This window comes from Pseudidiomarina homiensis (assembly GCF_003987225.1).
Classification (GTDB): Bacteria; Pseudomonadota; Gammaproteobacteria; order Enterobacterales; family Alteromonadaceae; genus Pseudidiomarina; species Pseudidiomarina homiensis.
In genome coordinates, this window is record NZ_PIPX01000001.1 from 26,341 (window position 1) to 53,317 (window position 26,977).

Genomic DNA, 26,977 nt, shown 5'->3' on the forward strand with positions numbered 1-26,977 from the left:
CCTAAACCATCTCATCCAAAATTGAATTCAAAAAACGGCGTCCAAGTGGCGTCGTTTTCCATTCCGTCGGACTATCTTCCATTAATCCTTTCGTGATGGCTGGCGCCAGAGCAGTTTCTGCCACTGCTAGCGGCAGACCAGTGCGCTCGGTGAATAAGTTTTTGGGAATCGGCTCAGCTAAACGTAGAAGGTTCATGAAAAACTCAAACGGTAGCTCTGCGGTTGACACGTCCCAGACTCGATAACGCAGCGGGCGGGTGAGATCTAAATAGCCCTGCGGGTGTTTGATTTTCTCGCTACGAACAATGCGAGAGGAGCCCGGTAAAGTGATTTTTCCATGGGCACCACAACCAATCCCTAAATAGTCGCCAAACTGCCAATAATTGCGATTATGTCGACTCTGGTGGTTTGGTTTCGCATAAGCACTCACTTCGTAATTTTCATAGCCCGCAGCAAGCAGTTTGGCATGCCCTTGTTCATTAATTTCGGCAAGAATGTCATCTTCTGGCAAGCGTGGCGGCCGGCTTGCAAACGAGGTGTTGGGCTCAATGGTAAGCTGGTACCAAGAAATATGCGGTGGCTCGAGTGCGATAATGGCATCGAGATCAGCCATAGCTTGTTCGATGCTTTGTTCAGGCAAGCCATGCATCAAGTCCAAGTTGAAACTTTGCAATGGTAATTGCTTAGCATAGTGTGCGGCAGTGAGAGCCTGATCAGGATCGTGAATACGGCCAAGGCGCTGTAACTGCTCAGCATTGAGGCTTTGCACGCCGATCGACAGGCGGTTAACACCGGCGGTAATGAAACCAGCGAAACGTTCTTGCTCGAAGGTGCCTGGGTTCGCCTCTAAAGTGATCTCACAGTCCTCCGCTAGGGGCAGTTGTGCGGCGACTCCCTGAAGTAGTCGTGTTACGGCTTGCGGGGTAAGTAAGCTCGGTGTGCCACCACCGATAAAAATACTAGAAATGGTTCGCCCTTGAACCCATTCGTGGTCGGCACGAAGATCGTCGAGCAGTCTTGCAACATAAGCATCTTCTGGAACACCGCCTTTTAGAGCATGCGAGTTAAAGTCACAGTAGGGACATTTCTGCACGCACCACGGAATGTGGATATAGAGAGATAGTGGCGGTAAGTTCATGACTGCTCGAGCTGTTGGATTAGCTGGCGCAAGGCTTGGCCGCGGTGGCTTAACGCTTGTTTACGTTCCTTGCTTAATTCCGCTGCGGTGCAGTTTTCACTCGCTACCCAAAATACCGGGTCATAACCAAAGCCTCCGTCACCGGATGGCTGCATCGTTATTTCGCCCTGCCAAGTGCCATGACAAATGAGTGGTGTTGGGTCTTCGGCATGCTGTAAAAAGGCGAGTACACAGTGAAATTCCGCTTGTCGCTCACCCGCTGGTACCTGCTGTAACGCATCCAGCAATTTAGCGACGTTGGTTGCATCAGTGGCGTCAGTGCCAGCGTAGCGGGCTGAATAGATGCCAGGGGCACCACCAAGTGCTCGCACGGCGAGACCTGAGTCATCAGCAAGTGCTGGTAATCCCGTGTGTTGAGCGGCATGGCGAGCTTTCAGTATGGCATTTTCAATGAAGGTTAGACCGGTTTCCTCGGCCTCGCTAAAGCGCCATTCGCTCTGTGGGCGAACGTGCCATTGAAATGGGCGCAAAAGCTCGCTCAGTTCGCGGACTTTACCTTGGTTTCCAGTAGCTAGTACGACTTCTTGCATGACAGCTGCCTTGCTTTTCGGCACAATGAAAACATTATACGTCATCGTGGCAATACGACCCAAGGAGAAATACTTGTCTGATGTAAACAGTGTCATGCTTTTAATGGGCTCATTGTTATTGGTCAGTATTCTGGCTGCGGTGGTGTCATCGCAGTTTGGCGCTCCATTGTTACTGGTTTTTCTCATTGTCGGCATGCTCGCGGGTGAAGAAGGCCTGCTTGGTATCGAGTTCAATCAACCTGAGATAGCATTCTTTATTGGCTCGTTGGCCTTGGTGATCATCATATTTGATGGTGGCATGCGCACGCGCAAAGAGAAGTTTAGGGTGGCGTTATGGCCGGCAATCAGTCTTGCGACATTAGGTGTCGCACTTACCTGTTCGCTTACCGCATTAGGCATTGTTTGGTTCTTTGATCTACCGTGGCCAATTGCCTTGCTGATCGGTGCCATTCTAAGTTCGACCGATGCAGCTGCAGTCTTTGGTATTTTCCAATCCCAGAATTTAAAAATTCAACAACGGGTTGCTTCAACCTTAGAGATCGAGTCGGGCACCAACGATCCGATGGCCGTTATTCTAACCCTCACCATGACCTCAATCATTGCCGCGACCGAGGCGTTTTCGTTGACGGCAGTTGGTTTCAACGTCATGCAACAATTAGTGCTCGGCTATCTAGGCGGTTGGCTGGGCGGGCGTTTGTTTATCTTTATGGCACGCAAAATCACTGCGCAGTTCACTTTCTTTCCGTTGCTGGCCGCCGCCAGTGCGGTGGTGATCTTTGCGATTACCTCCGGTCTGGGGGGCAGTGGATTTCTTGCCGCCTATTTAATGGGCTACATGATCGGTAACGCTCGTTTACCGCAACTGATGCATATTCTTCAGGTACAAGATGGTCTCGCTTGGCTGAGTCAAATCATGATGTTCTTGATTTTGGGCCTCTTAGTCACACCATCTCATTTAGTTGACAATATTGGTTTGTCGCTCGCTGTTGCTGGTTTAATGATTTTTATTGTTCGTCCGTTGGCAGTGTTCATTAGTTTGGCACCGTTTTCTTTTCCGCTGCGCGAGCAATTCTTTATTAGTTGGGTTGGCTTACGTGGTGCCGTGCCCATTATCTTGGCGCTTTATCCGTGGCTTAACGGCGTTGAAGGGCAAGAACTGTTTTTTGATATCGCCTTTGTGGTTGTGCTGGTCTCTTTGGTGTTGCAAGGCTGGACGCTAGCTCCCATGGCGCGCTGGTTAAAGTTAGAAGTTCCGGCGCAGGCAGAACCCGATCGGCGCATGGCCCTTGACCAAGTTGGCAGTAAAGACCCGTTAGAATTGTGGGCCTATGAGATAAGCGAGCGCTCACCTGCATGCGATCACTTTTGGCATGAATTACGCTGGTCGGTACCACTCGAGTTCGTTGGCGTGATTCGCCAAGGTGAATGGTTACGCCCACAGAGTCGTCTGAAGCTCTGCGAAGAAGACCGAGTTCTGGTGGTGGCAAAGGTTCAACATATTGATGAGATCAGCCGGGTACTCGCGGCGGGCGGTAAAGCACGAACCTTGAATAGCAGTGACTTCTTCGGCGACTTCACGTTGAATGGTGACCTTACCTTGGGTGACGTCGGAAGTTTCTACCCGTTGGGTGAGCTGTCACCAGAACAGCGGCAACTGAGCCTACATGATTACTTTTCGCGCAAATTTCATCGACGTATGGTGGTTGGGGACCAGTTAGTGCTCGGAAATGTCCAGCTCACGGTACGCGAGCTGGATGAGCAAGATAAAATCAGTAAGGTTGGGGTGAAGTTACTAGATCTGGGGGAGTCCTAGCTTAATTGCGCCAGAACTCTTTCGAGAACCGTAGTTCCTGAACTTCATTTCCCTGTTTTATGGTAATAAAAAAGCGCAGTGTTTCGAGGTTGGTAAACGACGTTTGTGCCAGGTAATAAACCGCATCGCCTTCGATAACTTCATTAAATTCGAGCTTCTGTTGCATACTCAACGGGTTCATCGCGTAGCCTGCCACGGTGACCCGCTGGGCGGGCTTGCCAGGTTTTTCGGCGGCGAGCACGGCAATATTGAGCGTGGCGATGGTCTCGCCACGTTCGAGGTTGTACTGGCGAGCCATTTCAGGGCGCAGTGCCGTTGAGTTAAAGGCGTTGTAATGGACTTCCCACGGCCCCAAGCGCTGACTTTGCTCAGCCGCAACTGTGGTTGCGGTAAATGTGGCCCAAGTAACGAGCAGCAAATAAGCACAGCCCAACAAGAACTTTTTCATGGTTCATTCCTTTTTACATACCAATCAGAATGCGTAATGCCTGAATTGCGATCACCAGCACCAGTACCGACAGGTCAAGCCCGCCGATGGGGGGAATAATTCGCCGAATCGGCGCTAAGAAGGGCTCCGTGAGTTGCACTAAGATGGCCATCATGGGGTTATAACCTTGTGCAAACCAACTTAACAGAGCACGAATGATGACAATCCAGAATAATAACTGCAAAAATTGGGTTATGGTGCCTATAACTCCTCTCAAGAGAATCTCAGGCCACATAAATAGGGCGCCCGCTAGGGCATATAGTGCGGTGTACTTTCCTATACTTACTAAAAGAGCCAAAATAATGGTTGCAAGGTCCCAAACACCGACTGTTGGGATAAACTTCCGCAAGGGTAAAACTAACGGATTAGTCAACTTTACTACAAATTGACTCATCGGATTATAGAAGTCAGCGTGAACAGCCTGTAACCAAACTCTCAAGATGACTACCATCAAGAAGAGTTCAAAGACTGTTCGAATTAGAAAACCCATAAGTTCCATAGTGCTTAGCCTTTAAAAGAGTTTTGCCATTTCTTGGTTTCGTTTGACTGCTGCTTCGACCGCATCGGCTGAGATTTTATCAATGTCATAGGCTTGATACTGTTCGATACCTTTTGCGGTGGAGCCACCTTTACTGGTGACTTGTTTACGTAAATCTTCTAATTCGAGCTCGCTCGCGATGGCCATTTCAGCTGCACCGAGAGCTGTTTGTTGCACCATGGTACGCGCTTTATCACGATCAAAACCAAGCTTCACAGCGGCTTTTTGTAGGCTTGCCATGAACTCGAAAAAGTATGCTGGCCCGCTACCTGCAACTGCGCCTAAGATATCGAGCTCGTCTTCGTCAGCGACCCATAACGTGGCACCAACACCGTCGAAAGCTTCGGTGATGTAGTTTTTGTCGTCATCGGTCACGCGGTTATCGGCAACTAAGCCTGACATGCCTTTACCCACTAACGATGGGGTATTCGGCATTACACGGATCATACGAATGTCATCGCCAAGGTACTGGCGGTATTTTTCGATGCGAATCCCCGCCGCAATGGTGACGATAAGCTTATCGCTCAGGTTTGCAACTTCGTTACGCAATGCGGCACAAACATCAGCCATTAATTGTGGCTTTACAGCTAACACGATAACGTCCGCTTGCGCGGCTACTTCGGCGTTATTTTGGCTGGTGTTGACCTTGAGTTCACTCGCCATTTTTTCTAGTTTACCCGTGCTTGGGTTGCTCACGGATATAGCAGCAGCGGGGTAGCCACTAGCTACCATACCACCGACGATACTTTGCGTCATATTACCGGCGCCGATAAAAGCGATGTTACGTGAATGCGTGGACATAGGTTACTCCTTAAGTTGTCTCGCGGGCGCCAAATAGCGCAGTGCCGACGCGCACCATTGTGGAGCCGGCAGCGATGGCGGGAGCAAGATCATTGCTCATACCCATTGAAAGTGTATCTACTGTTGGATATTGGGACGCTAACTCAGAATACAAGCTTTGCATGGCGCTTAAGCTCTCGCTCGCTGCTTTGGCAGAAGTTGTTGCGGCGGGAATCGTCATGAGGCCACGTAAGGTAAGTTGCGGAAATTGCGCAATGCTTGCGGCTAAGTGAGCAACTTCGTCCGGCGCCACACCGGATTTGCTTGCTTCGTCGTCAATATTGACTTGAATCAGTACCTGCAAGGGCGGTAATGAGTTCGGGCGTTGTTCGTTCAGGCGGCGCGCAATTTTAACTCGGTCTATACTTTGTACCCATGCAAAATGAGCGGCAATATCGCGGGTCTTATTGGACTGGATGGGCCCAATAAAATGCCAGTCGAGGGCTTCTAAATCTTTCAGTTCTTGTTGTTTCGACAAGGCTTCTTGCAGGTAGTTTTCGCCAAAGCTGCGTTGTCCAGCTTGGTAAAGCGCACGTATTGCGCTGGCCGGTTTGGTTTTGCTTACCGCTAACAATTGCACCGAATCTGGGCTACGATTGCATTGTTGGCAAGCGTTTTCGATTTGGCTACGGACTTCTTTTAAGCGTTCAACTATGCTATTCATTTGCTAACGGCTCACCCATAACAACAAAGAGAAAGAGTATGGATATTACTGAGTTACTCGGCTTCGCCGTCAAACATAATTCCTCGGACTTACATTTGTCGGCGGATTCGCCCCCTATGATACGGGTAGATGGTGACGTTCGTAAAATCAATATTCCGGCGCTGAACCATAAACAAGTGCAAGAGCTGGTTTATGACATTATGAATGACCGCCAGCGCAAAGAGTATGAACAGAACTTTGAGTGTGACTTTTCCTTTGAGGTTCCGGATTTAGCTCGCTTCCGGGTGAACGTATTCGTACAAAACCGCGGTTGTGGTGCGGTATTACGTACTATTCCTAGCGATGTTTTAACGCTTGAGCAATTGGGTGCTCCTGATATTTTTAAAACGATTGCCGACCAACCTCGGGGATTAGTGCTGGTTACTGGACCCACCGGCTCAGGTAAATCAACCACGCTTGCGGCGATGGTCGATTTCATTAATGAAAACAAACATCACCACATTCTCACCATTGAAGATCCAATCGAGTTTGTGCACAAAAACAAACAAAGCCTGATCAACCAACGGGAAGTTCATCGTGATACCCACAGCTTTAGCAATGCCTTGCGCTCGGCGCTGCGGGAAGATCCTGATGTTATTCTGGTGGGTGAGATGCGAGATCTCGAAACGATTCGCTTAGCGATGACTGCTGCGGAAACAGGTCACTTAGTGTTTGGTACCTTGCACACCACCTCAGCACCGAAAACGATTGACCGTATTATTGATGTGTTTCCGGGCGATGAAAAGCCGATGGTACGTTCAATGCTCTCGGAATCCTTGCGCGCCGTTATTTCGCAGACCCTGCTGAAAAAGGTTGGCGGTGGTCGTGTGGCTGCGCATGAAATCATGATTGCCACACCGGCGATCAAGAATCTTATTCGCGAGGATAAAGTCGCGCAGATGTATTCATCCATTCAAACGGGTGCTGCTCATGGTATGCAAACGCTCGATCAAGGTCTGCTGAATTTGCTCAACCAAGGTCTGGTGTCGCGCATTGATGCTCGTGCTAAAGCTGCCAATAAAGAGGCGTTTAAATAAGCCATGGCGAACGATAAGCAATCAGGAGGCCGTATGTTGTTGGACAAACTACTCAAGGTCATGATCGAGAAAGAAGCCTCGGATCTGTTCATCTCGGCGCTGTTACCACCGAGTGCAAAAATCAATGGCGAGTTGCGCCATTTGACCGAACAGAAACTTAGCGAAGAGCAAGCACTGGAATTGGTCAAAGAGGCGCTTGGTGAGAAGCATCAAGACGAATACTTTAAAGAGCAAGAAGCGAACTTCGCGATTTTCCGTGAGGGCATCGGGCGCTTTCGTGTCAGTGCTTTTTGGCAGCGCCAACGCGCAGGTATGGTTATCCGTCGTATCGTTACAGAGATTCCGACGGTTGAACAACTTAAACTTCCAGAAGTATTAACCAAGCTGATCATGGCTAAACGTGGCTTAATGCTGGTTGTGGGTGGTACCGGTACCGGTAAATCGACCAGTCTTGCGGCCTTAATTGGTTTCCGAAATCAGCATTCTCGTGGACACATTCTGACGATTGAGGATCCGGTCGAGTTTGTTCATGAACATGGTAAATCAATGGTGACTCAACGTGAGGTCGGCACCGATACCGAGAGTTTCGAGGCGGCCTTGAAGAGTTCATTGCGGCAGGCCCCTGACGTTATTCTGGTGGGTGAGATTCGCTCGCAAGAAGTCATGGAGTATGCGTTAACCTTTGCTGAAACCGGTCACTTGTGCGTTGCGACCTTGCACGCCAACAATGCCAACCAAGCGATTGAACGTATTATGCACATGGTGCCAAAAGAGAAAATTGGCAAATTAATGTTTGATTTGTCGTTGAACCTGCGCGGAATTGTGGCACAGCAATTAGTGCCAACCACCGACGGTGGCCGGGTCGCGGCGATAGAAGTTTTGCTTAACAGTCCAATCGTTGCAGAGAAAATCGCCAAAAACGATATGGGCGAGATCAAAGAGATCATGTCGAAGTCGCGAGAACTTGGCATGCAGACCTTTGACCAAGCGCTTTTCGACCTTTACAAGGCCCGTAAGATTTCCTTTGAAGAAGCGCTTCGTCACGCAGATGCACCAAATGACCTTCGCTTACGCATTAAACTAAGCGGTGAATCGCGTGGTGGCGAGGATGGTCCATTGAAAGGTGTGACTGTAGATTTAGAGTAACTTCGATTACACTATTGCCTTTCCAAAATGAGTGCTCTTGGGCGCAGTTTGTATGAGGTTGGCAATGCGTGTATTAGGAATTGAAACATCTTGTGATGAAACCGGTATCGCTATTTTTGATACCGAGCATGGGTTACTTGCTCATCAACTGTACTCACAAGTAAAACTTCACGCAGATTATGGTGGTGTGGTGCCGGAATTGGCATCACGCGACCACGTGCGCAAAACCCTTCCGCTCATTCAAGCCGCATTAAAACAAGCAAACCTCACCGCCGATCAAATCGACGGCATTGCCTACACCGCTGGCCCTGGCCTCGTTGGTGCGTTGCTGGTGGGGGCCTGTATTGGCCGCAGTTTAGCACTGGGCTGGCAAGTTCCTGCGGTGGCCGTCCATCATATGGAAGGTCACTTGTTGGCACCGATGCTTGAAGACAAGCCACCAGCATTTCCGTTTATTGCACTGTTGGTGTCCGGCGGCCATACGCAACTGGTGCGCGTAGACGGCATCGGGCAGTATCAACTACTGGGTGAGTCTGTTGATGATGCCGCCGGCGAAGCCTTTGATAAAACAGCAAAGTTGATGGGGTTGGATTACCCTGGCGGGCCACGGTTGGCAGCATTGGCTGAGCAGGGCCGCGCTGATTGTTATAAATTTCCACGGCCGATGACCGATCGGCCAGGACTTGATTTCAGTTTTAGCGGGTTAAAAACCTTTGCCGCAAACACTATAGCTGCGGCTGATGATGATGCGCAAACGCGCGCGGACATCGCGCGCGCGTTTCAAGACGCCGTTGTTGATACGTTGGTGATTAAATGTCGCCGCGCCCTGAAAGAAACCGGTTTAAAACGCCTTGTGGTTGCTGGTGGCGTAAGCGCGAATAAAGAGTTGCGCGCACAGTTGCATGCATTTGCTGAGAAAATTGGCGGTGAAGTGTTTTTCCCGCGCCCTGAGTTTTGTACCGATAATGGCGCGATGATTGCTTATGCTGGTGCACAACGTCTGGCCGCCGGAGAACAGGTTGATGAACGCGTGAAAACCTATCCGCGCTGGCCATTAGAACAGCTAAAAGAACCTGTCAGCGATTGCGCTTGATGCGCTGTTCGTTACCATGGCGTAAGCGCGAGATATTCGATTGGTGGCGCCAAATAATGAGTGCTGAAATCATAATTACCGGGACGGTATACTGCGGCTTAATCCAATAAGCATAAAACGGCGCTAGCGATACAGTAATAATCGCTGCCAATGACGATAGTTTGCTAACTTTAAAGACCACTAGCCAAGTAAAGATAAGTAGCAGCGCCATTTCCCATGCCACTGGAAACATTGCGCCTAAAGCTGTTGCCACCGCTTTACCGCCTCGAAAATGGAAGTACAGTGGAAAAATGTGGCCTAGACATGCGGCAACGGCGATCATCCCGAGAAACAGTGGTGGAATGCCAAGAAAGTACGATCCCCAGACTGGAATCATACCTTTGAGGACATCAAAAAAGAGGGTAAGAATCGCTGGAACTTTACCGCCAAGGCGATAAACATTTGTGGCACCGGGATTATTCGAACCATTTTGGCGTGGGTCAGGAAGACCAAACAGTTTGCAGATCAGCACAGCGCTGCTAATCGAGCCAAACAGATAAGCGATCACGATCGCTAAAATAATTAATCCACCCATAGGGAAACGTTTCCGCTGTGCTTTTCATTCTTAAGTAAAGCACTTAGCATAAGCGCTTTGCAGAAAAATTTCTATGCTGACAAAAAGAGTAGCGTTCAATGGATAAAGTGTTTGTCAAAGGTTTGCGTGTGGATGCCTACATTGGTGTGTACGATTGGGAGCATGAGCAAACCCAACCTTTGTTTTTGGACCTAACGATGGCTTGGGACCAAACGGCTGCTGGCGGCAGTGACGCCCTGTCCGACGCTTTGGATTACGACACCTTGAGTAAAGCTGTGGTGGCGTTGATACAAGCGCGTCCGCGACAGTTAATTGAAACCGTCGCTGCTGAAGTTGCGCAACTGATCCTCACCGAATTCAATGTTGCGTCAGTCACGGTGCGCGTCGAAAAACCTCAAGCAGTGGCTGCGGCAAACACCGTTGGGGTCGAAATCACGCGGAGTCGCGCATAAATGGCTGTGGTTTACTTAGGGCTTGGGAGTAATCGGGACCGGAGCAAGCACATTCGAGCTGGCCTTCGTGCCTTGCATGACACCTTTGCTTCAGCGGCGCATCCATTGCGTGTGTCGCGGGTGTATGAAAGTGCCGCGGTTGGCTTTGATGGACACGATTTTTACAACACCGTGGTGGAATTCCGTACGGACCTCTCGCTTCAGCAAGTGGTACAGACCTGTAAAGCCATTGAACAAGCGCACGGGCATCCTTCTAATGTGCCCAAATACAGTCCTCGCACACTTGATATTGATGTCTTGTTGTATGACGACTTCATTTGTCGTCAGCCTATACAACTACCTCGTGGTGAAGTATTAAAAAATGCTTTTGTATTGTGGCCATTAGCTGAATTGGCGCCCGCATTACGGCATCCTGAGACGGGCATAAGCTTTGCAGAACATTGGCAATCTTACGCTAGCGAGCAACGTCTAAAGCCGTTAGACTTTGCCTTTGAGCCATTACCTTATTTACTTACGCCTTAGATCACAAGGAAGCTGACGTTGTCTACTTTTGAAGCCATTATTCTAGCGCTTATTCAAGGTCTCACGGAATTTCTTCCGATTTCGAGTTCGGCGCATTTAATCTTGCCGTCGCAACTGCTTGGCTGGCAGGACCAAGGTCTTGCGTTTGACGTAGCAGTACATGTAGGAACGCTTGCGGCAGTGGTGTTTTATTATCGCCAACAGGTGACCGAATTGCTGATGGGATGGTTGGGCACCTTTCGTGGCCAGTATACCGAGTCGAGCCGATTGGCGTGGTTTATTATCTGGGCAACGGTTCCGGCAGGCCTTGCGGGGTTGTTTGGCGCGGACTTGTTAGAAAACTACGGCCGCTCAGCGTTGGTCATTGCCACCACAACTATCGTTTTTGGTCTTGCCCTATGGTACGCCGATCGCCGTGCTAGCGAGAAAGCAGCTTTGGCGACGTTAACGTTGCGGCAAGCGATGTTTGTCGGGATAGCACAAGCCATCGCCCTGATTCCTGGCACCTCGCGCTCAGGTATTACCATTACCGCAGGACTCTTGCTGGGCCTAACGCGCACTGATGCTGCACGTTTTTCGTTCTTATTGTCGATTCCGGTGATTGCCTTAGCGGGAGGCTATAAAGGCTTGCAGTTAGCGCAACAAGCGGAGCCAGTCGCTTGGTCCTTCGTATTGATAGGCATGGCGGTATCGTTTGTTGCGGCTTACCTGTGTATTAAGCTGTTTTTACAGGTTATCGAACGCATGGGTATGCTGCCATTTGTACTCTATCGATTAGCACTTGGCGTGGTGTTATTCCTCATGTTTTTGTAGTTCACTTACGCTAGCTGCGTTTGCAAAACACTGGCACGAGCTTGTTGTACCGCAGCGCCGATTGCTGGGCCAGACAAGGTTTCGCCTCTTGTTTTTGCTGCAGCGATCACCTCTGTCGTTGCTACTTTTCGCGCAGCGTTAAAAGCCTCGAGTAAGCGTTGTGCGTCGTACGTTGTTAGCCCTTGCAGTTGCCAAATTGCGACTAGCTTCGGTACCCGCTCCGGGCGGCGCCAACAATCAGCCTGATTTAGACAAGTAAAGAAACAAGTGCTGGTGGCAAGCCGATGTTTGGCGGCGTGCCAACGGTGCGCCAACAGGGCCATGTGCCGCCAGTCGGTGGGTACCCGCAAACGCTCACAGCACGCGACGACTTGTGCTTCGTTATCGAGCTCTCCTTGCCACCCAGCAAATACCAGTTCAGCTTGGTCGGCTGTGCAGTGATTAAGCCGCGCTAGGACGCCGTCCAGCGTGCGTTCATCGGTAAGTTCAGTGAACCACGGTGCAAGGGCATTAGCCTGCGCTAAAACCGCAAAGTAGGTGGCTGGACTAGCGCTGTTGAGTGCTTTCACGGTTTCGTGCCAGACGCGTTCATTGGCCAATTCTTGCAACTCATTGGCGGCGCTCATGCTCTGCATGAGTTCTAGGGTTTCCGGTGCCACGGTAAAACCGTCATCGGCAAAGCGTGCGGCAAAGCGCGCAACGCGAAGAATGCGTAACGGATCTTCGACGAAGGCTGCCGAAACGTGGCGTAATTGACGTGCGTTGATGTCGTTGAGGCCGCCGTAAGGGTCTATTAGGTGGCCATCTTGGTCTTGGGCGATGGCATTAATGGTGAGATCACGGCGTAAGAGATCTTCTTCAAGTGTGACGTTAGGATCGGCCGCTATGGTAAAGCCCGTATAACCTCTTCCCGATTTACGTTCGGTACGTGCAAGCGCATACTCTTCGTTGGTTTCTGGGTGCAAAAACACTGGAAAGTCTTTGCCGACTTGGCGGTAGCCTTTGGCCAGCATTTCTTGTGGCGTTGCGCCGACGACGACGTAATCTTTTTCATGTACGGTTTTACCAAGCAATTGGTCACGTACAGCACCACCGACAAGATAGACTTTCACTGCAAACTCCTTCTTTGTTTCATTGATGATCGCTAATGACTAGCTCTGATGCAAGTCAATCGTTACACTGGAGTTCGACTTGGTTTCGCAAACGACAGACAAACTATGTATCTGAACTATTTTGGCCTACAAACAGAACCGTTTTCTATAGCGCCCGATCCAACATTTTTGTATATGAGCGAGCGCCATCAAGAGGCGCTGGCGCATTTAAGTTATGGTTTGCAAGGTAGTGGCGGCTTTATTTTATTGACGGGTGAAGTAGGGACCGGTAAGACCACGGTATCAAGAGCCTTGCTCGACCAGCTTTCGGAAGAAACCCGCACAGCGTTTATTTTGAATCCGATGCTCAACGAAACTGAGTTACTCGCAACCTTATGCGATGAGTTTGGGATTCGTTATGCGAAGCGCAACATTACCAATAAACGGTTGACCGATAAGCTGTCAGAGTTTCTCTTAGCGGCTAATGCCGAAGGCCAACAATGTGTCGTACTGATTGATGAAGCGCAGCATTTGCGTCCCCAGGTACTTGAACAATTACGGCTACTTACGAATCTCGAAACCAATCAGAACAAACTCTTGCGGGTCATCTTAATTGGCCAGCCGGAATTACAAGACTTATTACGCCGTCGTGAGTTAAGACAATTGGCGCAGCGCATTACCGCTCGTTATCATTTATTACCGCTGCAGGCGAGTGATACTGAACGCTACATTAATTACCGCTTGCAAGTGGCAGGGGCGCAACGTGCGCTGTTTGATAGTAACGCTATTAAAAAGGTACATGAGCTAAGTGGTGGAATACCGAGGCGGTTAAATTTACTTTGTGATCGGGCATTGCTCGCGGCGTATAACGACCAAGTCCAAACGGTAACTAAAGCACAGATTAAAACTGCGGCACGAGAGCTAGGTGAGCATGAACAAACCCAGCGACGCAGCTCGTCACCTCTGGCAATCGCCGCAGGCATCTTAGTGGCTTTGTGCCTTGGCGTTGCGCTTGCTGCTTGGCAGTTGGTTCCGGCCAGTGATGCAGCGCTGCCAGCTGCCGGTTCGAGCAATGTACAGGCGCAACAGCCAACGTCTGCTGGCGCTCAGCAAGGGATTCGGCAATTATTACAGGCGTGGCAGTTGCCGCAACCGCCTTCCAATCAGCCTATTTGTGAATGGGTCACCGATTATCAACTTGGCTGTGCGCAAGCACGGTTACGTTTCGATCGCATCGTGGCGTTAAATTTACCGGCACTTTTACAACTGGCTGATGGCAGTTGGCAGTTTATCGAGAATGCCCAAATGAGCCCTGCTGAAACTTGGACTGGTGAATTTCTGGCGTTGTGGCCACTGCCTCCTGGTTACCAATTAGATGACCCTAACACCTACCAAAACTGGTTAGCCAAACAGTTGCAGCGTTACCGTCAGAGCGATGCCGATGATCTGACTCGCTTAGCCCAAACCCTGCAGCAAGAGCATGGCCTTCCGATCACCGCCCAACTTGATGCGGTAACGTTGGCGTGGTTAACAAGTCACCACACCACCTTGGGACCACGGCTAGAGGGGGGGCGCTAATGTCGTCAGTATTGAAAGCGTTAAGGCAACAACAGTCGCAACTCATTCCGCCGCAACAACCGATTCAACTTACTGCTGCAACATCGTCGTCGCGCTTTACCTTGCGGTGGTGGTGGTTAGTGCTACCTCTCGCGTTACTCGGTGGGTGGGCCGGTGCTTATTGGCTTTTTGGGGCGACGCCACTGACGACCGATAAAGCTGATACGGTACCGACAGCTCAAGTAAGCTCCAGTGGACCAAGCCTTACGTTGGGACAACCACAGCAGGTACGTGTTGTTGAACTGCCGCAGCAAGAAGTGCCTGAAGTAGCACAATCGTCTCAGTCGCAACCTACCCGCTCGACGTTTGAAGCGGTACCTGAGGTCGCTGCAGATCAAGCATTAAGCCTTGATGAGGTGCCCGCAGATTTGTTGGCGGCGTTTGAAGAAGCCATTGTCGCCACTGGCAACAGTACTTCGACAGCGACACCAGAGTCGGTACTGCCGCGTATTGCCGAACTTGAGCGCAGCTTAAGACAACAAATTCCGCCATTTACTTATGATGGTCACCAATACTCGTCACGAGCGGCAGAACGCTTCGTCGAGCTTGCGGGGCAACGCTTGCGCCAAGGTGATTATTGGCAGGGTATTCAGGTGCTTACTATAGCGCCGAATCATGTCGTTTTGGCACTTGGCAAGGACGCTTTCCAGCAACCTGCGTTAGAAGACTGGACAACTCAGCCGTAAGTTGATATTAAAACACCTGTTTAAATTCATTGTTTGATTTTTTTGAGGTGTTGTATGGCTGACTATCGTGTTCCGCGCGAAGATATGCAGTTTTTGCTGCAGGATGTATTCCGAGTCGATCAGGATTGGGCACGTTTCCCTGCACTGAACGAAGTTGATATGGACATGGCAAGCGCCATCATCGACGAAGCCGCTAAATTGGCCGAAGGCCTGATAGCGCCGCATGCGCGGGCGGCCGATGAAGAAGGCGTACGCTTCAACGATAGCGTGGTGACCACGCCAGCTAATTACCGCGAAAACTATCAGCAACTGGCCGCTGGAGGTTGGGTCGGCGTGACCGCCAATCCTGAATTTGGCGGCATGGGCCTACCCAAAGTTGTTTCGGCGCAATATGAAGAGATGTTATGCGCTGCAGACATCTCATTTTCCCTTTATCCGGGCCTCACCGCAGGTGCCATCATCACCCTTGATGCTTATGCCAGCGATGCATTGAAGCAGCTCTATTTGCCGAAAATGACCAGTGGTGAATGGACGGGTACCATGTGTTTGACCGAACCGCATGCGGGTACCGATCTTGGTATCATCCGCACTAAAGCTGAACCGCAAGAGGATGGTACTTTCGCCATCAGCGGTACCAAAATCTTTATCACTGGTGGTGAGCACGACCTCACTGACAACATTGTTCATTTGGTGCTAGCAAAACTGCCTGACGCACCAGCTGGAAGTAAAGGCATTAGTCTATTTTTAGTACCGAAATTTTTACCTGATGCCGATGGTAATCCAGGTGAGCGAAATGCAGTAAAGTGTGGCTCTATCGAGCACAAAATGGGGATTCATGCGTCGGCGACCTGTGTGATGAACTTTGATGGCGCAACGGGCTGGCTTATTGGCGAGCCGCATCAAGGTTTGCCGGCGATGTTTACCATGATGAATTACGAGCGCCTTGGGGTTGGTATTCAGGGCCTTGGCGCGGCTGCGCGGTCGTACCAGAATGCTTTAGAGTATGCACAAGATCGTTTGCAGGGGCGAGGTGCAAAAGCGACTCGTGCGCAAGACAAAGAAGCAGATCCATTGATCGTGCATGGTGATATTCGACGCATGCTGTTAACCATGAAAGCTTTTGTTGAAGGTGGACGAGCTTTCTCAACTTATGTCGGCCAGCAGTTGGATATCGCCAAGTACAGCGAGGACGCAGAAGAGAAAGCGCGTGCTGATGCGTTGGTCGCATTGCTCACCCCCATTGCGAAAGCGTTCATCACCGATACGGGCTTTGAAACTACCGTGATTGGTCAGCAGGTCTTTGGTGGGCATGGTTATGTGCGTGAGTGGGGCCAGGAACAGTTAGTCCGCGATTGCCGTATTGCCCAAATCTATGAAGGTACTAACGGTATTCAAGCGTTAGACTTATTGGGCCGTAAAGTCGCTGGGTCGCGTGGCGAATTGGTGAAGCCACTGCTGGAAGACATTCAGGCGCTATTAGCTGAGCCGGTTGCGGAGTTGGCGGCCGAGTATGAACAGCTCGGTAAAGCGGTACAGCGCACCGAAGAAGTAACCGGCCAAGTACTGCAACAAGTTGCGGGTGGCGATGAGAACGTCATCAATAGCGTTGCGGTTGAGTATCTGCACTTACTTGGTTACGTGACGTACGGTTACTTATGGTTACGCATGGCGAAAACTGCGCAGCCGTTGGTTGCTGAGCGTCCGTATTTAGCCAGTAAGGTGAAAACCGCGAAGTTTTATATGGCGCGGTTGTTACCGCGGGTGGAAAGCTTGGCCGCCGCCATTGCCGACGGCAGCCAGTCATTGTACCTACACGAATTGGAAGATTTTTAATCGCCCAGCGAGAGTAGGGTAGCGTTACCACCAACAGCAGTAATGTTGTTGGTGCGCGTTTTTTCGGTGATAAAGCGGGTAAGGTAGTGTGGACCGCCCGCTTTGGGTCCAGTACCCGACATGCCGCGGCCACCAAATGGCTGCACACCTACTACAGCGCCAATCTGGTTGCGGTTAATGTACACATTACCAACGTCGATACGACGGGCAACATCGGCCGCGAAGGTTTCGTTACGGCTATGAATGCCGAACGTTAAACCAAAACCAGTTGCGTTAATGCTATCAATCACGTCATCTAGCTTGTCAGTAGAGTAGCGGATGACATGTAGAATTGGCCCAAAGTTCTCTTTCACCAACTGATTGATACTGTCGATTTCGATGGCGGTCGGTGCTACGAAAGTGCCGTCATTGGTATAGTCAGGCATAGGTGCACGGGCTATCAGGCGACCTGCCTGTGAAATGTCCGACACATGCTGCTCAAGGTTACTCTTGGCCACACCGTCGATCACTGGACCTACGTCAGTTTCATGTAACAGTGGGTCACCCACTTTCAGTTCAGCCATTGCACCTTTGAGTAGATCGATGACGCGGTCGGCAATGTCATCTTGCACGAACAATACGCGCAAGGCCGAACAACGTTGGCCTGCACTCTTGAAAGCACTGGCAACAATGTCGGTGACGGCTTGTTCAGGTAGCGCTGTTGAGTCAATCAACATGGCGTTTTGGCCGCCGGTTTCTGCAACTAATGGCACAATTGCACCGGTACGTGCGGCAAGCGCACGGTTAATCGATTGTGCAGTATAGGTGGAACCGGTAAAGCATACACCGCCGATGTCTTCTTGGCTGACCAAGAATGAGCCAACTTCAGCACCACTACCAGGCATAAAGTGCACCACGTCGCCTGGAATACCAGCTTCAAGTAACAGTTGCACAGCACGGAAGGCGATTAAGCCAGTCTGCTCTGCAGGTTTGGCGATAACACAGTTACCGGTAACCAATGCGGCCACCACTTGGCCAGTGAAAATCGCTAAAGGGAAGTTCCAAGGGCTGATGCAGATAAAGGTACCACGGCCTTGCACGAACAACTCATTGGTCTCGCCTGTAGGCCCTGGCAAAGTAGTGCCTTCGCCCATAAGTTTGCGTGCTTCGACCGCGTAGTAACGGCAAAAGTCGACCGCTTCACGAACTTCATCGATACCGTCTTGTAAGCTCTTACCTGCTTCGAGAGAGCACAAAGCGATGAGCTCATCGCGGTTGGCTTCCATTAAATCAGCAAACTTTTCTAGCGCTTTTGCACGAACTTCGACGTCCGTGTCGCGCCAGCGGCGATAGGCCGCGTTAGCACTATTGAGCGCCTGCTCAGCCAGCGCCTTGTCGCCCCAGCAAATGCTACCGATTTGGCGTTGGTTCTCTTGCGGACTATTAATGCTCACTCGGTGGTGGGCATCATCAATCACGTCGCCATTAACGATCGGGCCACCTTGCCATTGTTTGTCGCGGTATTGCTGCACGGCAGCAATGAAATCATCTGCTTGAGAGTGAATGTTCATGTTCAATCCTAACGAGTTTTTGCGATCGCTGAAAATCTGCGTCGGTAAAGGAATTTTGGTATTCGCCAAGCTTTCGTACTTGGTGATGGTGCGCATCGGGTGCTGGGTGAGTTCGTCAACCGGCGTCTCTGGGTCCACCAATTTATGCACAAATGACGTATTGGCGCCGTTTTCTAACAAGCGGCGTACTAAGTATGGCAGCAAGTCTTTATGTGCACCGACCGGAGCGTAAATGCGCACCGTTGTATTTTCATCTTCCTGCAGTAGTGTGTCATAAAGATCATCACCCATGCCGTGCAGGCGTTGAAACTCGATACGGCGCTGCGTGGCTTCGTTCATCTGGCGAATGGCAATTACCGTTTGCGCATTGTGCGTGGCGAACTGCGGATAAATTGCACCATCGGTCTGTTCGCAAAGCAGGTAACGGGCGCAGGCCAAGTAGCTTACATCAGTATTGGCTTTGCGCGTGAACACGGGATAGCCCGTCAAACCATTGACCTGACAAAGTTTGATTTCAGTGTCCCAGTAGGCGCCTTTAACAAGACGAACTGGAATCTCATCACCACACTCTTTCGCTAGTGCGGTGAGCCAAACTAAAGTTGGCAGTGCACGCTTGGAATAGGCTTGTACCACCAAGCCGAAACGCGGCCAGCCTTTGCAAACACCACTGCGATACACTTTTTCGAACAGTTCTAACGAGAGCTCGTGGCGGTCTGCTTCTTCGGCATCAATAGTGACACCAACGTCGGCTTCTTTGGCGAGCTTAACCAACTCTGTTAGGCTTTGCGCGAGCTCCGTTAAAACGCGCTCATGGTTTGCCGACTCATAGCGCGGATGCAGCGCCGACAACTTGATCGAAATGGTTGGGCGTGGCGCTTTAGGGTTATTAAAGTTTTCTTGCGCAACAACGTTGATCGAGTTCACATAATCGGCGTGATAACGTCGTGCGTCAGCCATTGTCAAAGCCGCCTCGCCTAACATGTCGTAGGCGTGCGTGTAGCCCTTGTCGCGATTGGCACGGCTATTTTTTAACGCTTCTTGAATGGTGCGTCCTAGTACGAACTGCTTACCCATGATACGCATGGCGGCGTAGGTTGCCTTGCGCACGATTGGCATCCCCAAGCGGCGGGTCAAACGGCGGAATACGCCGCGTGGTGTCGCCATTGGTTGACCTGTTGGGTTAATCACCGAATTGGTCAGCGCTAAACCCCAAGTACCTGAGTTTACTAACCAAGAGGCACTTTCGCCCATGTGCTTTTGCCAATCACCGCCGGATAACCGATCTTGAATCAGTGCATCAGCGGTATAGGCATCAGGGATGCGTAATAAGGCTTCAGCCAAGCACATAAGAATAATACCTTCTTGCGTATCAAGGCTGTACTCTTGCAAAAAGGCATCAACGCCACCGCCATCGGCGCGGTCACGTACGGTATTGACCAACTTTGCCGTGCGCTCGGTCACTTGATCGAGCGTCGAATCATCGTTGGGCACCAGTTGCATCAGTTCTTGCAAATAGGCGTCTTCATCGACCAAGTAGTTGTCGGTAATGGCGCGTTGCAAGGTGCCGAGGTCGGCACCGGTATACTGAGCCTGAAGTACTTCACTGGCTTTGAACATAGCATCTCCTGTAAGACTCAGCCGTTGGCTGGAGGGGACATAATTTGCGCGCAAGTATATTGCTTTTTTACTGCGCGTAAAGCCCACTTCGTCAGTTTTTCTAAACTTTTCGTCGCCGCCCACGGTGCAATTTTTGTACGCACCTGTCAAGCCCATTAAAGTTGACCCACACAGCGCCTACGAGTACCGTATTTAGCAGGATCAAAATGTTGACGTGAGAGCGCGTGTGAGCCAAGAAATCGAACTAAAATTACTGGTCGACGGTGCCAGCAAAGAAAAGATACTGGAATTATGCCAAAGCTTCGCAAAAGATGCGGAGCAGGCCACCTTTGAGCTGGGCAATCGTTACTTTGATACTGCCGATTTGCGGTTACGGCAACACGATATGGGGCTGCGTATTCGCCAAAAGGGCGAAGAGCGCGAACAAACGATTAAGTTAGCCGGAAAAGTCCTTGGCGGCATGCACAGTCGTCCCGAATACAATGCCGTCATAACCGCTGATAAGCCTGATCTAACATTATTCGAAGAAGATATTTGGCCTGACGACTTTCCTTTGTTCGATATCAATCGCGAGCTCGAAGAAATTTTTTCTACCAACTTTACTCGACACCGTTGGCACATTCCCAGTGGGGATGGCCGTATTGAGTTGGTCTATGATGAAGGTGTGATCCAAGCTGGTGCCGAGCAACGTCCGATTGCCGAGGTCGAGATTGAAGTGCAACAAGGCAACCTGGCCGATGCTTATAAGATCGCGCGCCGTTTAGTAACGCGTTTAAATGCCCGCATGGGGAGTTTAAGTAAAGCTGCACGTGGCTATCTATTGGCCGGCAAAACCGTACTCGAACCCTTTACCCATGCACACTTTGTTCCACAAGAAGCAAATGACGATGTGGGCACAGGCCTTTATCGGGCATTGACCTATGCCTTGCAGTACTGGCAACACAATGACGCTTGTTTAGGCGAAGCGCCAAGTGTCCGTGCCGTTGCTGGAATCACCGATGGCATCCGCCTGAGTAAAGTCGTGCTGCAGCAGTTAGCGACCCTCGAAGTCGACGTCAGTGATCATATTTTACGACTTGAGCAAATGCTCGGTCATTTGGGCTGGTTAAGTCGCTACGATGGCTTGACTGAGCTCACAGCTGAGGACGGCGCTTATCATCGTGCACTGAAGCAATATCCCAAGCTTTATGAAGCGATCCTTGAACAGCAAGAACATGCCGTACAGTTAGAACTGGTCCAAAGTTTAAGTATTCGCGACGATTATCAACTGACCTTGCTTGAGCTGGGCGCTTTGTGCCAGCAGCAACCACGTCACGAGCAAGTGTCGCAGTTACCACTGCGGCAATGGGCATCACAGCGTCTTCGCGAAGACTGGCAAAGCGTCATTGATGCGTTTGCAAAAGACGATGAATTAAAACCGGAATATTATTTAAAGCAATTACCACTGTTACAGAGCTCGCTGCAACTCGGTTATTGCGTTGGCTACCTATTTGATGAGCAAGATCGTGAGCTCTTTCGTGCGCCATGGCAGGACATGGTGCGGGGAATTCGCGAGATCATGGCGCTCAAACTGTTACGTGAAGCCATCAAGGACAATGAAGATAGTCAACCTGAACGCTTGTTAAACTGGCAAGGCATACAACTAGAGACGTTGCTCTATGCGCTTGAGCACTCGCGCAAGGCGGCTCTGAAACAAGAGCCTTATTGGCTGAATTAAATCGTGCAGTGAGCGAACCTATTGTTATGACGCTATCGTCCCCGTTACTTGAAAAATTGGCTCAGCTAAGTCCGTTTATAGCGGATGTATTGGCGCATGAGGGTGGGGCGGACGAACCGATAACCATTGCGCTGACCGATGATGAAACGCTTGAGCTCATTGCACCGACAGACTACTTGCCGCGGTTACAGCAAGCTCTTGCCGAGGTAAGCGATGAAGCAACTGCGCAGCGAGTATTGCGTCGTCATCGCAAACAATGGTTTGCGGCATTAGCGGCAGCGGATTTGACTGGGCAATTACCATTGCGTGACATGCTTGAGCATTTAAGCGCTGCCGCAGATGCTTTCATTATTGCCGCTCGTGATTGGCTTTATCCGCGTTTTACCGAGCGCTACGGTACGCCGCTTGATAATGACGGAAAAGCGCAGCCGCTGTGGGTATTAGGGATGGGCAAACTCGGTGGACGGGAATTGAATTTCTCGTCGGATATTGACCTCATTTTCTGCTATCCCGAGCGCGGTGAAACCGATCATCCACGAAAACCGGTTGAAACCGATGTGTTTTTTACCAAGTTAGTACAAGGCATGATGAGTTTGCTTGATGCGCTCACTGCGGATGGTCGTGTTTTCCGCGTAGATTTGCGCTTACGTCCGTTCGGTCAGTCGGGGCCTGTGGTTACGAGTCTCGCTGCGCTGGAGTATTACTACCAAGAGCAAGGTCGTGATTGGGAGCGCTATGCGATGGTGAAGGCACGCCTGATTGGTGCCGATAAAGCGAGTGAACAGGCCTTTAAAGACTTGCTGCGTCCGTTTGTTTATCGGCGTTATATTGATTTTTCGGCAATCGACGCACTGCGCAAGATGAAAACGTTGATTAGCCAAGAAACCAAGCGCCAAGGGGTACAGAACAATATTAAACTGGGCCCGGGTGGTATCCGCGAGGTGGAATTCATTGCGCAAACGTTTCAACTTATTCGCGGCGGCCAGCAAAGACAATTACAGACGCAGTCACTGTATCAAGCCTATCAGGTGATTGCCGAGCAAGAGTTACTTCCCGCCGCAGCTGTACGGGAGTTGCTGGCGAGCTATGAATTTCTGCGTCGCGTTGAGCATGCGCTGCAAGAGTACAACGATGAACAAACACAGACACTGCCTGACGATCACGCACGACAAGCGGCGCTGGCTGCGGTTTTTGGGCAAACATGGCAAGCCTTGGTAAATGATATTCAACAAGCAATGGCGCGTGTTCATCAACACTTCCAGAATGTCATTGGTGACAATGACAGCGATGATGAAGACGCTGGCGCCTTACAGTTACTTTGGCAAGATATGGTCGAAGACAGCACTGCGCTTGATGTGTTACATGATTACGGGCTTGATAAGCAGCGCGCGCAACTGATTTGGCAACATGTGAATGAGTTGCGCCTTGAGGTACGTAAGCGTGGCAGTGGTCCTCGTGGGCGCAAGGCCATGGCAAAATTGGTACCGGTGTTGGTGCAACGTTGCCTTCAGCTTGCTGATGCCGAGGTGGTTCTCGAACGCGTGTTTACCTTGTTACGGCGGATTATGAGCCGTACGGCGTATGTTGAGTTACTGGTTGAGAACCTTGGTGCACGTGAGCAGCTGGTCAAACTTTGCCGAGCGAGCTCGTGGATTGCGCAGCATTTAGCCAATTTTCCCATTTTGCTGGATGAACTCATTGATCCGCAGCATTTGTATGAGCTGCCAGAACTTACCGATTATCGTGCGATTATCGATGAATACCTGTTGCGTATTCCTGAACAAGAAGATGATCTTGAAGCACAAATGAATGCACTGCGGCAAGCGCGGCAATCGTGCCAATTGAAAATTGCTGCGGCCGATATTAGCGGTGCATTGCCATTGATGAAGGTAAGTGATCATTTGAGCTACCTCGCCGAGGCTATTATTGGTGCGGTAGTGCACTTGGCGTGGCAACAGCTTACGGCGCGGCATGGCTGTCCACCTGGTTGTTCACCGTCGCGCATGGGCTTTGCAGTTGTGGCTTATGGCAAGCTCGGCGGACTGGAATTAAGCTACAGTTCTGATCTCGATCTGGTCTTTATCACCGACAGCGATTACCAAGGCGAAACCGACGGCGCCAAGCCCCTTGAAGTACAACAATTTTATCTGCGTTTAGCGCAGCGCATACTGCATTTATTCACGACGCGTACCGTTATTGGAACGCTCTACGAAGTCGATATGCGGCTACGTCCATCCGGTAAAGCTGGGCTGTTGGTGACGCGTTTATCAACTTATGCCAGTTACCTCCAAGAGGACGCTTGGACCTGGGAGTTGCAAGCGCTCGTTCGTGCGCGACCGGTATTTGGCGACCAAGAACTTTGCGCGGCGTTCCAGCAACTGCGCCAAGCGCAACTGCGGCAGTCGCGAAATGTCACCGAACTCGCCATGCAAGTTGTTGAAATGAGAGAAAAAATGCGTAGTCACAAAGAACAGCGTAGTGAGCAGCATAGCTTTGATCTGAAGCAAGGCGTGGGCGGCATTACCGATATCGAATTTCTTGTGCAGTATTTGGTTTTACGTTTCAGCACAGAGCATCCTGCACTGACGACTTATACCGACAACGTTAGAATTTTAGAACAAGCGGGGCAACTAGAGGTGATGCCTGCAGCACAAGCGCAGCAGTTAACCGAGATTTATATTCGTGAACGCGAATGGTTACATCAGTTGGCGCTGGACGATCGCGGTTCGCTCACCCACCAACCTTTCGCAGATGAGCGTTCCGTAGTTGCCAAAGCTTGGCAAGAGTGGTTTGCCGAGGTACTCCATTAACTCCGCTGATAAAGACTTGGATCATCTTCATTTGGCCGTGTTTTGAACCGTCGGTGCACCCACAAATACTGCTCTGGGCGCTGCATAATGGCATATTCAACCATTTTATTGACGCGGGTAACGTCGGCCAAATCATCACCCGTCGGAAAGTTCTCGAACTCGGGATAGAAGGTTACGTCGTAGCCAGTGCCATCACTGCGGCGAAAGCAGGTGGTGGGTAATACCGCGCATTTTTTGCTATTCGCAAAGAGCAGCGTACCGGTTGTCGTACTGGTTTCTGAAACGGCAAAAAAGGGCGCAAATAAAGTCCGACGACGACCATAATCTTGGTCAGGTAAATAACCTGCAATTTCCCCATCTTGGATGGCTTGCTTCATGCTGCGGACGTCGTTGCGTGGAATCATGTATTTATTTGAACGCCCGCGGCCGCGGGTTTGCAAGTATTCCATGACGGCGTTGTTGTGGGGGCGATATAGTCCTACGGCTGGTTTCACAAAGCCGTGCAGACGAGCATGCACTTCCAGGCTGAGAAAGTGAAAAAGTAGCAACAGTACGCCTTTACCTTCATTGAGCGGTGCATGTAAATGCTCAACACCGTGCACATGAAGTTTGCGGCGAATGCGCCAATCTGGCCACCACCAAGCCATCCCTGTCTCGAAGAAGGCGATCCCCGTGTTTTGCATGTTCTCACGAACCAGCGCTTCGATTTCGTCGGCGGATTTGTCAGGAAAACAAAGTTCAAGATTACGTCGTGCAACTTCGGCGCGTTTGGGCACAAACTTGTAAAAAAGTTTACCCAGCCCACGCCCTAGGGCGAGCTGCCATTTGTAAGGTAACCAAGAGATAAAATAAAGAAGGCTGACCCCTAACCAGGTCAGCCAATACTTAGGAAGTAAAAACCGTGCTTCAAATTTTGGTTTTTCAATTATTTTCATTAATGAGACTTGCGTTAATGGCCATCAGATCTTGTTCACTAATCTTACCTGAAGCTTGCTGCAGTGTCAGTGATTGTCGGATGTAATTATAACGCGCAGTCGAGAGATTACGGCGGGCATTGAACAGGTTGCGTGTGCTATCTAACACGTCAACGATAGTACGTGTACCGACTTCAAAGCCTGTTTGCGTAGCATTTAAGGCGCTTTCCGCAGAAACCACGGCCTGCTCGAGTGCTTTAATAGTCGCTACTGCTGCAACCACATCGTAGTAGGCGTTGCGAACTTCGCGCTCAACGCCTCGACGAGTGAATTCAAGTTGTTGACTGCTGGCCACGTAGTTTGACCGTGCTTGGTCAGCTTGTGCTGAGGTACGGAAGCCACTGAAGATCGGCACATTCAAAGTGACGCCAATAGACGAGCTATCCATACGCGGGCTATCGTTGGTTTGGCCTTGAACTTCTTGTTCAGCGTCAGAGGTACCATAACTAGCTTGCAAACCCACACGAGGATAGTGACCGGCCTGGGCAAGATCGATTTGTTGTTCGGAAATTTCAACCGCAACGCGTTGAACTAATAATTGCAGGTTTTTGTCTTCAGCCGTGGTTACCCATGCATCGGCTTTCTCTGGATTAGGCGATGATGGTGAAAAATTATCGGTATCAAGCTCGGCGAGGTCTTCGTGATAGCGACCAGTGATTTCACGTAGGCTTTCTTGTGCGATTTCGACAGCATTCTTCGCTTGGATCTCGCGGGCCACCGCGTTATCAAACTGCGCCTGAGCTTCGTGGACATCGGTGATCGCCGTAAGGCCTACAGAAAAGCGTTGTTTGGTTTGCTCAAGTTGGCGCTCAATCGCACGTTTTTCCGCCTGTGCAAATTCGAGATCATCCATTCGCTCCAGCACACTGAAATAGGCGTTGACGACGCGAATCATCAATTGCTGGCGCTCGCTCAAATAATTAACTTCAGCTTGATAAGCTTGCTTTTCAGCTATCTGGGTTTGTTCCCAAACGCTTTTGCTAAACAGAGTCTGACTAAGGCTTATGCCAGCATCCCAACCGGTGGTTGTGATGTCGTACATAAAAGTGTTGCCGGTGTTATCGAAGTCTAGTGTTTCACGCTGACTACGCGAATAACCTGCTTCAAAGCCAAGTTGCGGCCACCAATCGGCTTGAGCGATATCAACGCCTTTTTTCGCCGCATCACGTTGCGCTTGCGCTTGCTTGAGCGTAGGGTCATTTTGCAACGCTAATTGGAAAATTTCGGCAAGGTCGTCAGCGAATGCTGCCGAGCTGCTTGCTGCAAAAGTAAGTCCGATAACTGCTGAAAGAATCGTTTTTTTCATGAGTTCCGTAATCCTGGAGGTTCGTCTGGC

At 50.4% G+C, this 26,977-nt stretch carries 23 protein-coding genes; 12 read left to right on the forward strand and 11 right to left on the reverse strand.

Translation table 11 applies throughout. The annotated features are described in order from the left end of the window. Position 1: 1 nt before the first annotated feature. The gene (hemW, locus tag CWI70_RS00120; RefSeq protein ID WP_126769464.1) at positions 2-1,138 is read right to left on the reverse strand and encodes a radical SAM family heme chaperone HemW; all 1,137 of its coding nucleotides are present in this window, start codon (positions 1,136-1,138) and stop codon (positions 2-4) included. Then, positions 1,135-1,728 (reverse strand): XTP/dITP diphosphatase, encoded by a 594-nt coding sequence (locus tag CWI70_RS00125; protein WP_126769466.1) that lies wholly within the window; start codon positions 1,726-1,728, stop codon positions 1,135-1,137. Before CWI70_RS00125 ends, hemW begins: the two co-directional genes overlap by 4 nt. 73 nt (positions 1,729-1,801) lie before the next feature. Here CWI70_RS00125 and CWI70_RS00130 point away from each other — a divergent pair, with 73 nt between their 5' ends. Then, complete coding sequence (locus CWI70_RS00130) at positions 1,802-3,541, forward strand: potassium/proton antiporter (RefSeq protein WP_126769468.1); 1,740 nt, start codon at positions 1,802-1,804, stop codon at positions 3,539-3,541. Between the two features lies 1 nt (position 3,542). On the opposite strand, the gene CWI70_RS00135 is transcribed toward CWI70_RS00130, so the two are convergent. The 4 genes from CWI70_RS00135 to CWI70_RS00150 are packed head-to-tail and all read right to left on the reverse strand — an operon-like array spanning position 3,543 to position 6,070. Beyond that, complete coding sequence (locus tag CWI70_RS00135; protein WP_126769470.1) at positions 3,543-3,989, reverse strand: DUF4426 domain-containing protein; 447 nt, start codon at positions 3,987-3,989, stop codon at positions 3,543-3,545. A 13-nt stretch (positions 3,990-4,002) separates the two neighbouring features. Then, positions 4,003-4,527: a YggT family protein gene (locus CWI70_RS00140; protein ID WP_126769472.1), complete on the reverse strand. Its 525-nt coding sequence runs from the start codon at positions 4,525-4,527 to the stop codon at positions 4,003-4,005. Positions 4,528-4,539: 12 nt separating this feature from the next. After that, entirely contained in the window at positions 4,540-5,367 is an 828-nt protein-coding gene (gene proC / locus CWI70_RS00145; protein ID WP_126769474.1) for a pyrroline-5-carboxylate reductase, read from the reverse strand. Between the two features lie 10 nt (positions 5,368-5,377). Beyond that, the gene (locus CWI70_RS00150; protein WP_126769475.1) at positions 5,378-6,070 is read right to left on the reverse strand and encodes a YggS family pyridoxal phosphate-dependent enzyme; all 693 of its coding nucleotides are present in this window, start codon (positions 6,068-6,070) and stop codon (positions 5,378-5,380) included. A gap of 38 nt (positions 6,071-6,108) precedes the next feature. Here CWI70_RS00150 and CWI70_RS00155 point away from each other — a divergent pair, with 38 nt between their 5' ends. The 3 genes from CWI70_RS00155 to tsaD all read left to right on the forward strand — a co-directional run bounded on the left by CWI70_RS00155 (position 6,109) and on the right by tsaD (position 9,385). Continuing rightward, the gene (locus tag CWI70_RS00155; RefSeq protein ID WP_126769477.1) at positions 6,109-7,146 is read left to right on the forward strand and encodes a type IV pilus twitching motility protein PilT; all 1,038 of its coding nucleotides are present in this window, start codon (positions 6,109-6,111) and stop codon (positions 7,144-7,146) included. A gap of 3 nt (positions 7,147-7,149) precedes the next feature. After that, entirely contained in the window at positions 7,150-8,292 is a 1,143-nt protein-coding gene (locus tag CWI70_RS00160) for a PilT/PilU family type 4a pilus ATPase (protein WP_275540741.1), read from the forward strand. A 64-nt stretch (positions 8,293-8,356) separates the two neighbouring features. Next, the gene (gene tsaD / locus CWI70_RS00165; protein WP_126769479.1) at positions 8,357-9,385 is read left to right on the forward strand and encodes a tRNA (adenosine(37)-N6)-threonylcarbamoyltransferase complex transferase subunit TsaD; all 1,029 of its coding nucleotides are present in this window, start codon (positions 8,357-8,359) and stop codon (positions 9,383-9,385) included. Here the strand turns inward: tsaD and plsY are convergent. After that, positions 9,369-9,959 carry a glycerol-3-phosphate 1-O-acyltransferase PlsY gene (plsY, locus tag CWI70_RS00170; RefSeq protein WP_126769481.1) on the reverse strand — a complete coding sequence of 197 codons (591 nt, stop codon included), beginning with the start codon at positions 9,957-9,959 and terminating at the stop codon, positions 9,369-9,371. The genes tsaD and plsY overlap by 17 nt on opposite strands. Positions 9,960-10,057: 98 nt before the next feature. On the opposite strand from plsY, the gene folB reads away from it, so the two are divergent. Genes folB through CWI70_RS00185 form a run of 3 tightly spaced genes read left to right on the forward strand, consistent with a single transcriptional unit; the run spans position 10,058 to position 11,746 of the window. After that, positions 10,058-10,411: a dihydroneopterin aldolase gene (gene folB, locus CWI70_RS00175; RefSeq protein ID WP_126769483.1), complete on the forward strand. Its 354-nt coding sequence runs from the start codon at positions 10,058-10,060 to the stop codon at positions 10,409-10,411. Then, the gene (gene folK / locus CWI70_RS00180) at positions 10,412-10,933 is read left to right on the forward strand and encodes a 2-amino-4-hydroxy-6-hydroxymethyldihydropteridine diphosphokinase (RefSeq protein WP_126769485.1); all 522 of its coding nucleotides are present in this window, start codon (positions 10,412-10,414) and stop codon (positions 10,931-10,933) included. It abuts the gene before it with no gap. Between the two features lie 18 nt (positions 10,934-10,951). Further along, a complete protein-coding gene (locus CWI70_RS00185) occupies positions 10,952-11,746 on the forward strand; it encodes an undecaprenyl-diphosphate phosphatase (protein WP_126769487.1) in 795 nt (264 codons plus the stop codon). Positions 11,747-11,751: 5 nt separating this feature from the next. On the opposite strand, the gene CWI70_RS12495 is transcribed toward CWI70_RS00185, so the two are convergent. Continuing rightward, on the reverse strand, positions 11,752-12,858 hold the full coding sequence (locus tag CWI70_RS12495; protein ID WP_126769489.1) for a tRNA nucleotidyltransferase/poly(A) polymerase-related protein: 1,107 nt from the start codon (positions 12,856-12,858) through the stop codon (positions 11,752-11,754). A gap of 105 nt (positions 12,859-12,963) precedes the next feature. Here CWI70_RS12495 and CWI70_RS00195 point away from each other — a divergent pair, with 105 nt between their 5' ends. Genes CWI70_RS00195 through CWI70_RS00205 form a run of 3 tightly spaced genes read left to right on the forward strand, consistent with a single transcriptional unit; the run spans position 12,964 to position 16,973 of the window. Continuing rightward, positions 12,964-14,415, forward strand: a complete 1,452-nt coding sequence (locus CWI70_RS00195; protein WP_126769491.1) for an ExeA family protein — start codon at positions 12,964-12,966, stop codon at positions 14,413-14,415. Continuing rightward, a complete protein-coding gene (locus tag CWI70_RS00200) occupies positions 14,415-15,140 on the forward strand; it encodes a general secretion pathway protein GspB (RefSeq protein WP_126769493.1) in 726 nt (241 codons plus the stop codon). Before CWI70_RS00195 ends, CWI70_RS00200 begins: the two co-directional genes overlap by 1 nt. Before the next feature lie 54 nt (positions 15,141-15,194). Continuing rightward, positions 15,195-16,973: an acyl-CoA dehydrogenase C-terminal domain-containing protein gene (locus CWI70_RS00205; protein WP_126769495.1), complete on the forward strand. Its 1,779-nt coding sequence runs from the start codon at positions 15,195-15,197 to the stop codon at positions 16,971-16,973. On the opposite strand, the gene putA is transcribed toward CWI70_RS00205, so the two are convergent. Then, complete coding sequence (gene putA, locus CWI70_RS00210; protein ID WP_126769497.1) at positions 16,970-20,140, reverse strand: bifunctional proline dehydrogenase/L-glutamate gamma-semialdehyde dehydrogenase PutA; 3,171 nt, start codon at positions 20,138-20,140, stop codon at positions 16,970-16,972. The genes CWI70_RS00205 and putA overlap by 4 nt on opposite strands. A 226-nt stretch (positions 20,141-20,366) precedes the next feature. Between putA and CWI70_RS00215 the strand changes: the two genes are divergently transcribed. Further along, complete coding sequence (locus tag CWI70_RS00215; protein ID WP_126769499.1) at positions 20,367-21,857, forward strand: CYTH domain-containing protein; 1,491 nt, start codon at positions 20,367-20,369, stop codon at positions 21,855-21,857. Next, a complete protein-coding gene (glnE, locus tag CWI70_RS00220; protein ID WP_241967792.1) occupies positions 21,845-24,667 on the forward strand; it encodes a bifunctional [glutamate--ammonia ligase]-adenylyl-L-tyrosine phosphorylase/[glutamate--ammonia-ligase] adenylyltransferase in 2,823 nt (940 codons plus the stop codon). Before CWI70_RS00215 ends, glnE begins: the two co-directional genes overlap by 13 nt. Here the strand turns inward: glnE and lpxL are convergent. Together lpxL and tolC are read right to left on the reverse strand one after the other, a co-directional pair. Then, positions 24,664-25,596, reverse strand: coding sequence for an LpxL/LpxP family Kdo(2)-lipid IV(A) lauroyl/palmitoleoyl acyltransferase (gene lpxL / locus CWI70_RS00225; RefSeq protein WP_126772579.1), 933 nt, complete (start codon positions 25,594-25,596; stop codon positions 24,664-24,666). The genes glnE and lpxL overlap by 4 nt on opposite strands. Next, positions 25,589-26,947, reverse strand: coding sequence for an outer membrane channel protein TolC (tolC, locus tag CWI70_RS00230; RefSeq protein WP_126769501.1), 1,359 nt, complete (start codon positions 26,945-26,947; stop codon positions 25,589-25,591). Before tolC ends, lpxL begins: the two co-directional genes overlap by 8 nt. Positions 26,948-26,977 lie beyond the last annotated feature (30 nt).

Excerpts from the sequence above, each read along its gene's own strand:
- hemW (WP_126769464.1), bottom strand. The coding sequence starts at position 1,138 with ATGAACTTACCGCCACTATCTCTCTATATCCACATTCCGTGGTGCGTG.
- CWI70_RS00125 (WP_126769466.1), bottom strand. The coding sequence starts at position 1,728 with ATGCAAGAAGTCGTACTAGCTACTGGAAACCAAGGTAAAGTCCGCGAA.
- CWI70_RS00135 (WP_126769470.1), bottom strand. The coding sequence starts at position 3,989 with ATGAAAAAGTTCTTGTTGGGCTGTGCTTATTTGCTGCTCGTTACTTGG.
- CWI70_RS00140 (WP_126769472.1), bottom strand. The coding sequence starts at position 4,527 with ATGGAACTTATGGGTTTTCTAATTCGAACAGTCTTTGAACTCTTCTTG.
- proC (WP_126769474.1), bottom strand. The coding sequence starts at position 5,367 with ATGTCCACGCATTCACGTAACATCGCTTTTATCGGCGCCGGTAATATG.
- CWI70_RS00150 (WP_126769475.1), bottom strand. The coding sequence starts at position 6,070 with ATGAATAGCATAGTTGAACGCTTAAAAGAAGTCCGTAGCCAAATCGAA.
- CWI70_RS00155 (WP_126769477.1), top strand. The coding sequence starts at position 6,109 with ATGGATATTACTGAGTTACTCGGCTTCGCCGTCAAACATAATTCCTCG.
- CWI70_RS00160 (WP_275540741.1), top strand. The coding sequence starts at position 7,150 with ATGGCGAACGATAAGCAATCAGGAGGCCGTATGTTGTTGGACAAACTA.
- tsaD (WP_126769479.1), top strand. The coding sequence starts at position 8,357 with ATGCGTGTATTAGGAATTGAAACATCTTGTGATGAAACCGGTATCGCT.
- plsY (WP_126769481.1), bottom strand. The coding sequence starts at position 9,959 with ATGGGTGGATTAATTATTTTAGCGATCGTGATCGCTTATCTGTTTGGC.
- folB (WP_126769483.1), top strand. The coding sequence starts at position 10,058 with ATGGATAAAGTGTTTGTCAAAGGTTTGCGTGTGGATGCCTACATTGGT.
- folK (WP_126769485.1), top strand. The coding sequence starts at position 10,412 with ATGGCTGTGGTTTACTTAGGGCTTGGGAGTAATCGGGACCGGAGCAAG.
- CWI70_RS00195 (WP_126769491.1), top strand. The coding sequence starts at position 12,964 with ATGTATCTGAACTATTTTGGCCTACAAACAGAACCGTTTTCTATAGCG.
- CWI70_RS00200 (WP_126769493.1), top strand. The coding sequence starts at position 14,415 with ATGTCGTCAGTATTGAAAGCGTTAAGGCAACAACAGTCGCAACTCATT.
- CWI70_RS00205 (WP_126769495.1), top strand. The coding sequence starts at position 15,195 with ATGGCTGACTATCGTGTTCCGCGCGAAGATATGCAGTTTTTGCTGCAG.
- putA (WP_126769497.1), bottom strand. The coding sequence starts at position 20,140 with ATGTTCAAAGCCAGTGAAGTACTTCAGGCTCAGTATACCGGTGCCGAC.
- tolC (WP_126769501.1), bottom strand. The coding sequence starts at position 26,947 with ATGAAAAAAACGATTCTTTCAGCAGTTATCGGACTTACTTTTGCAGCA.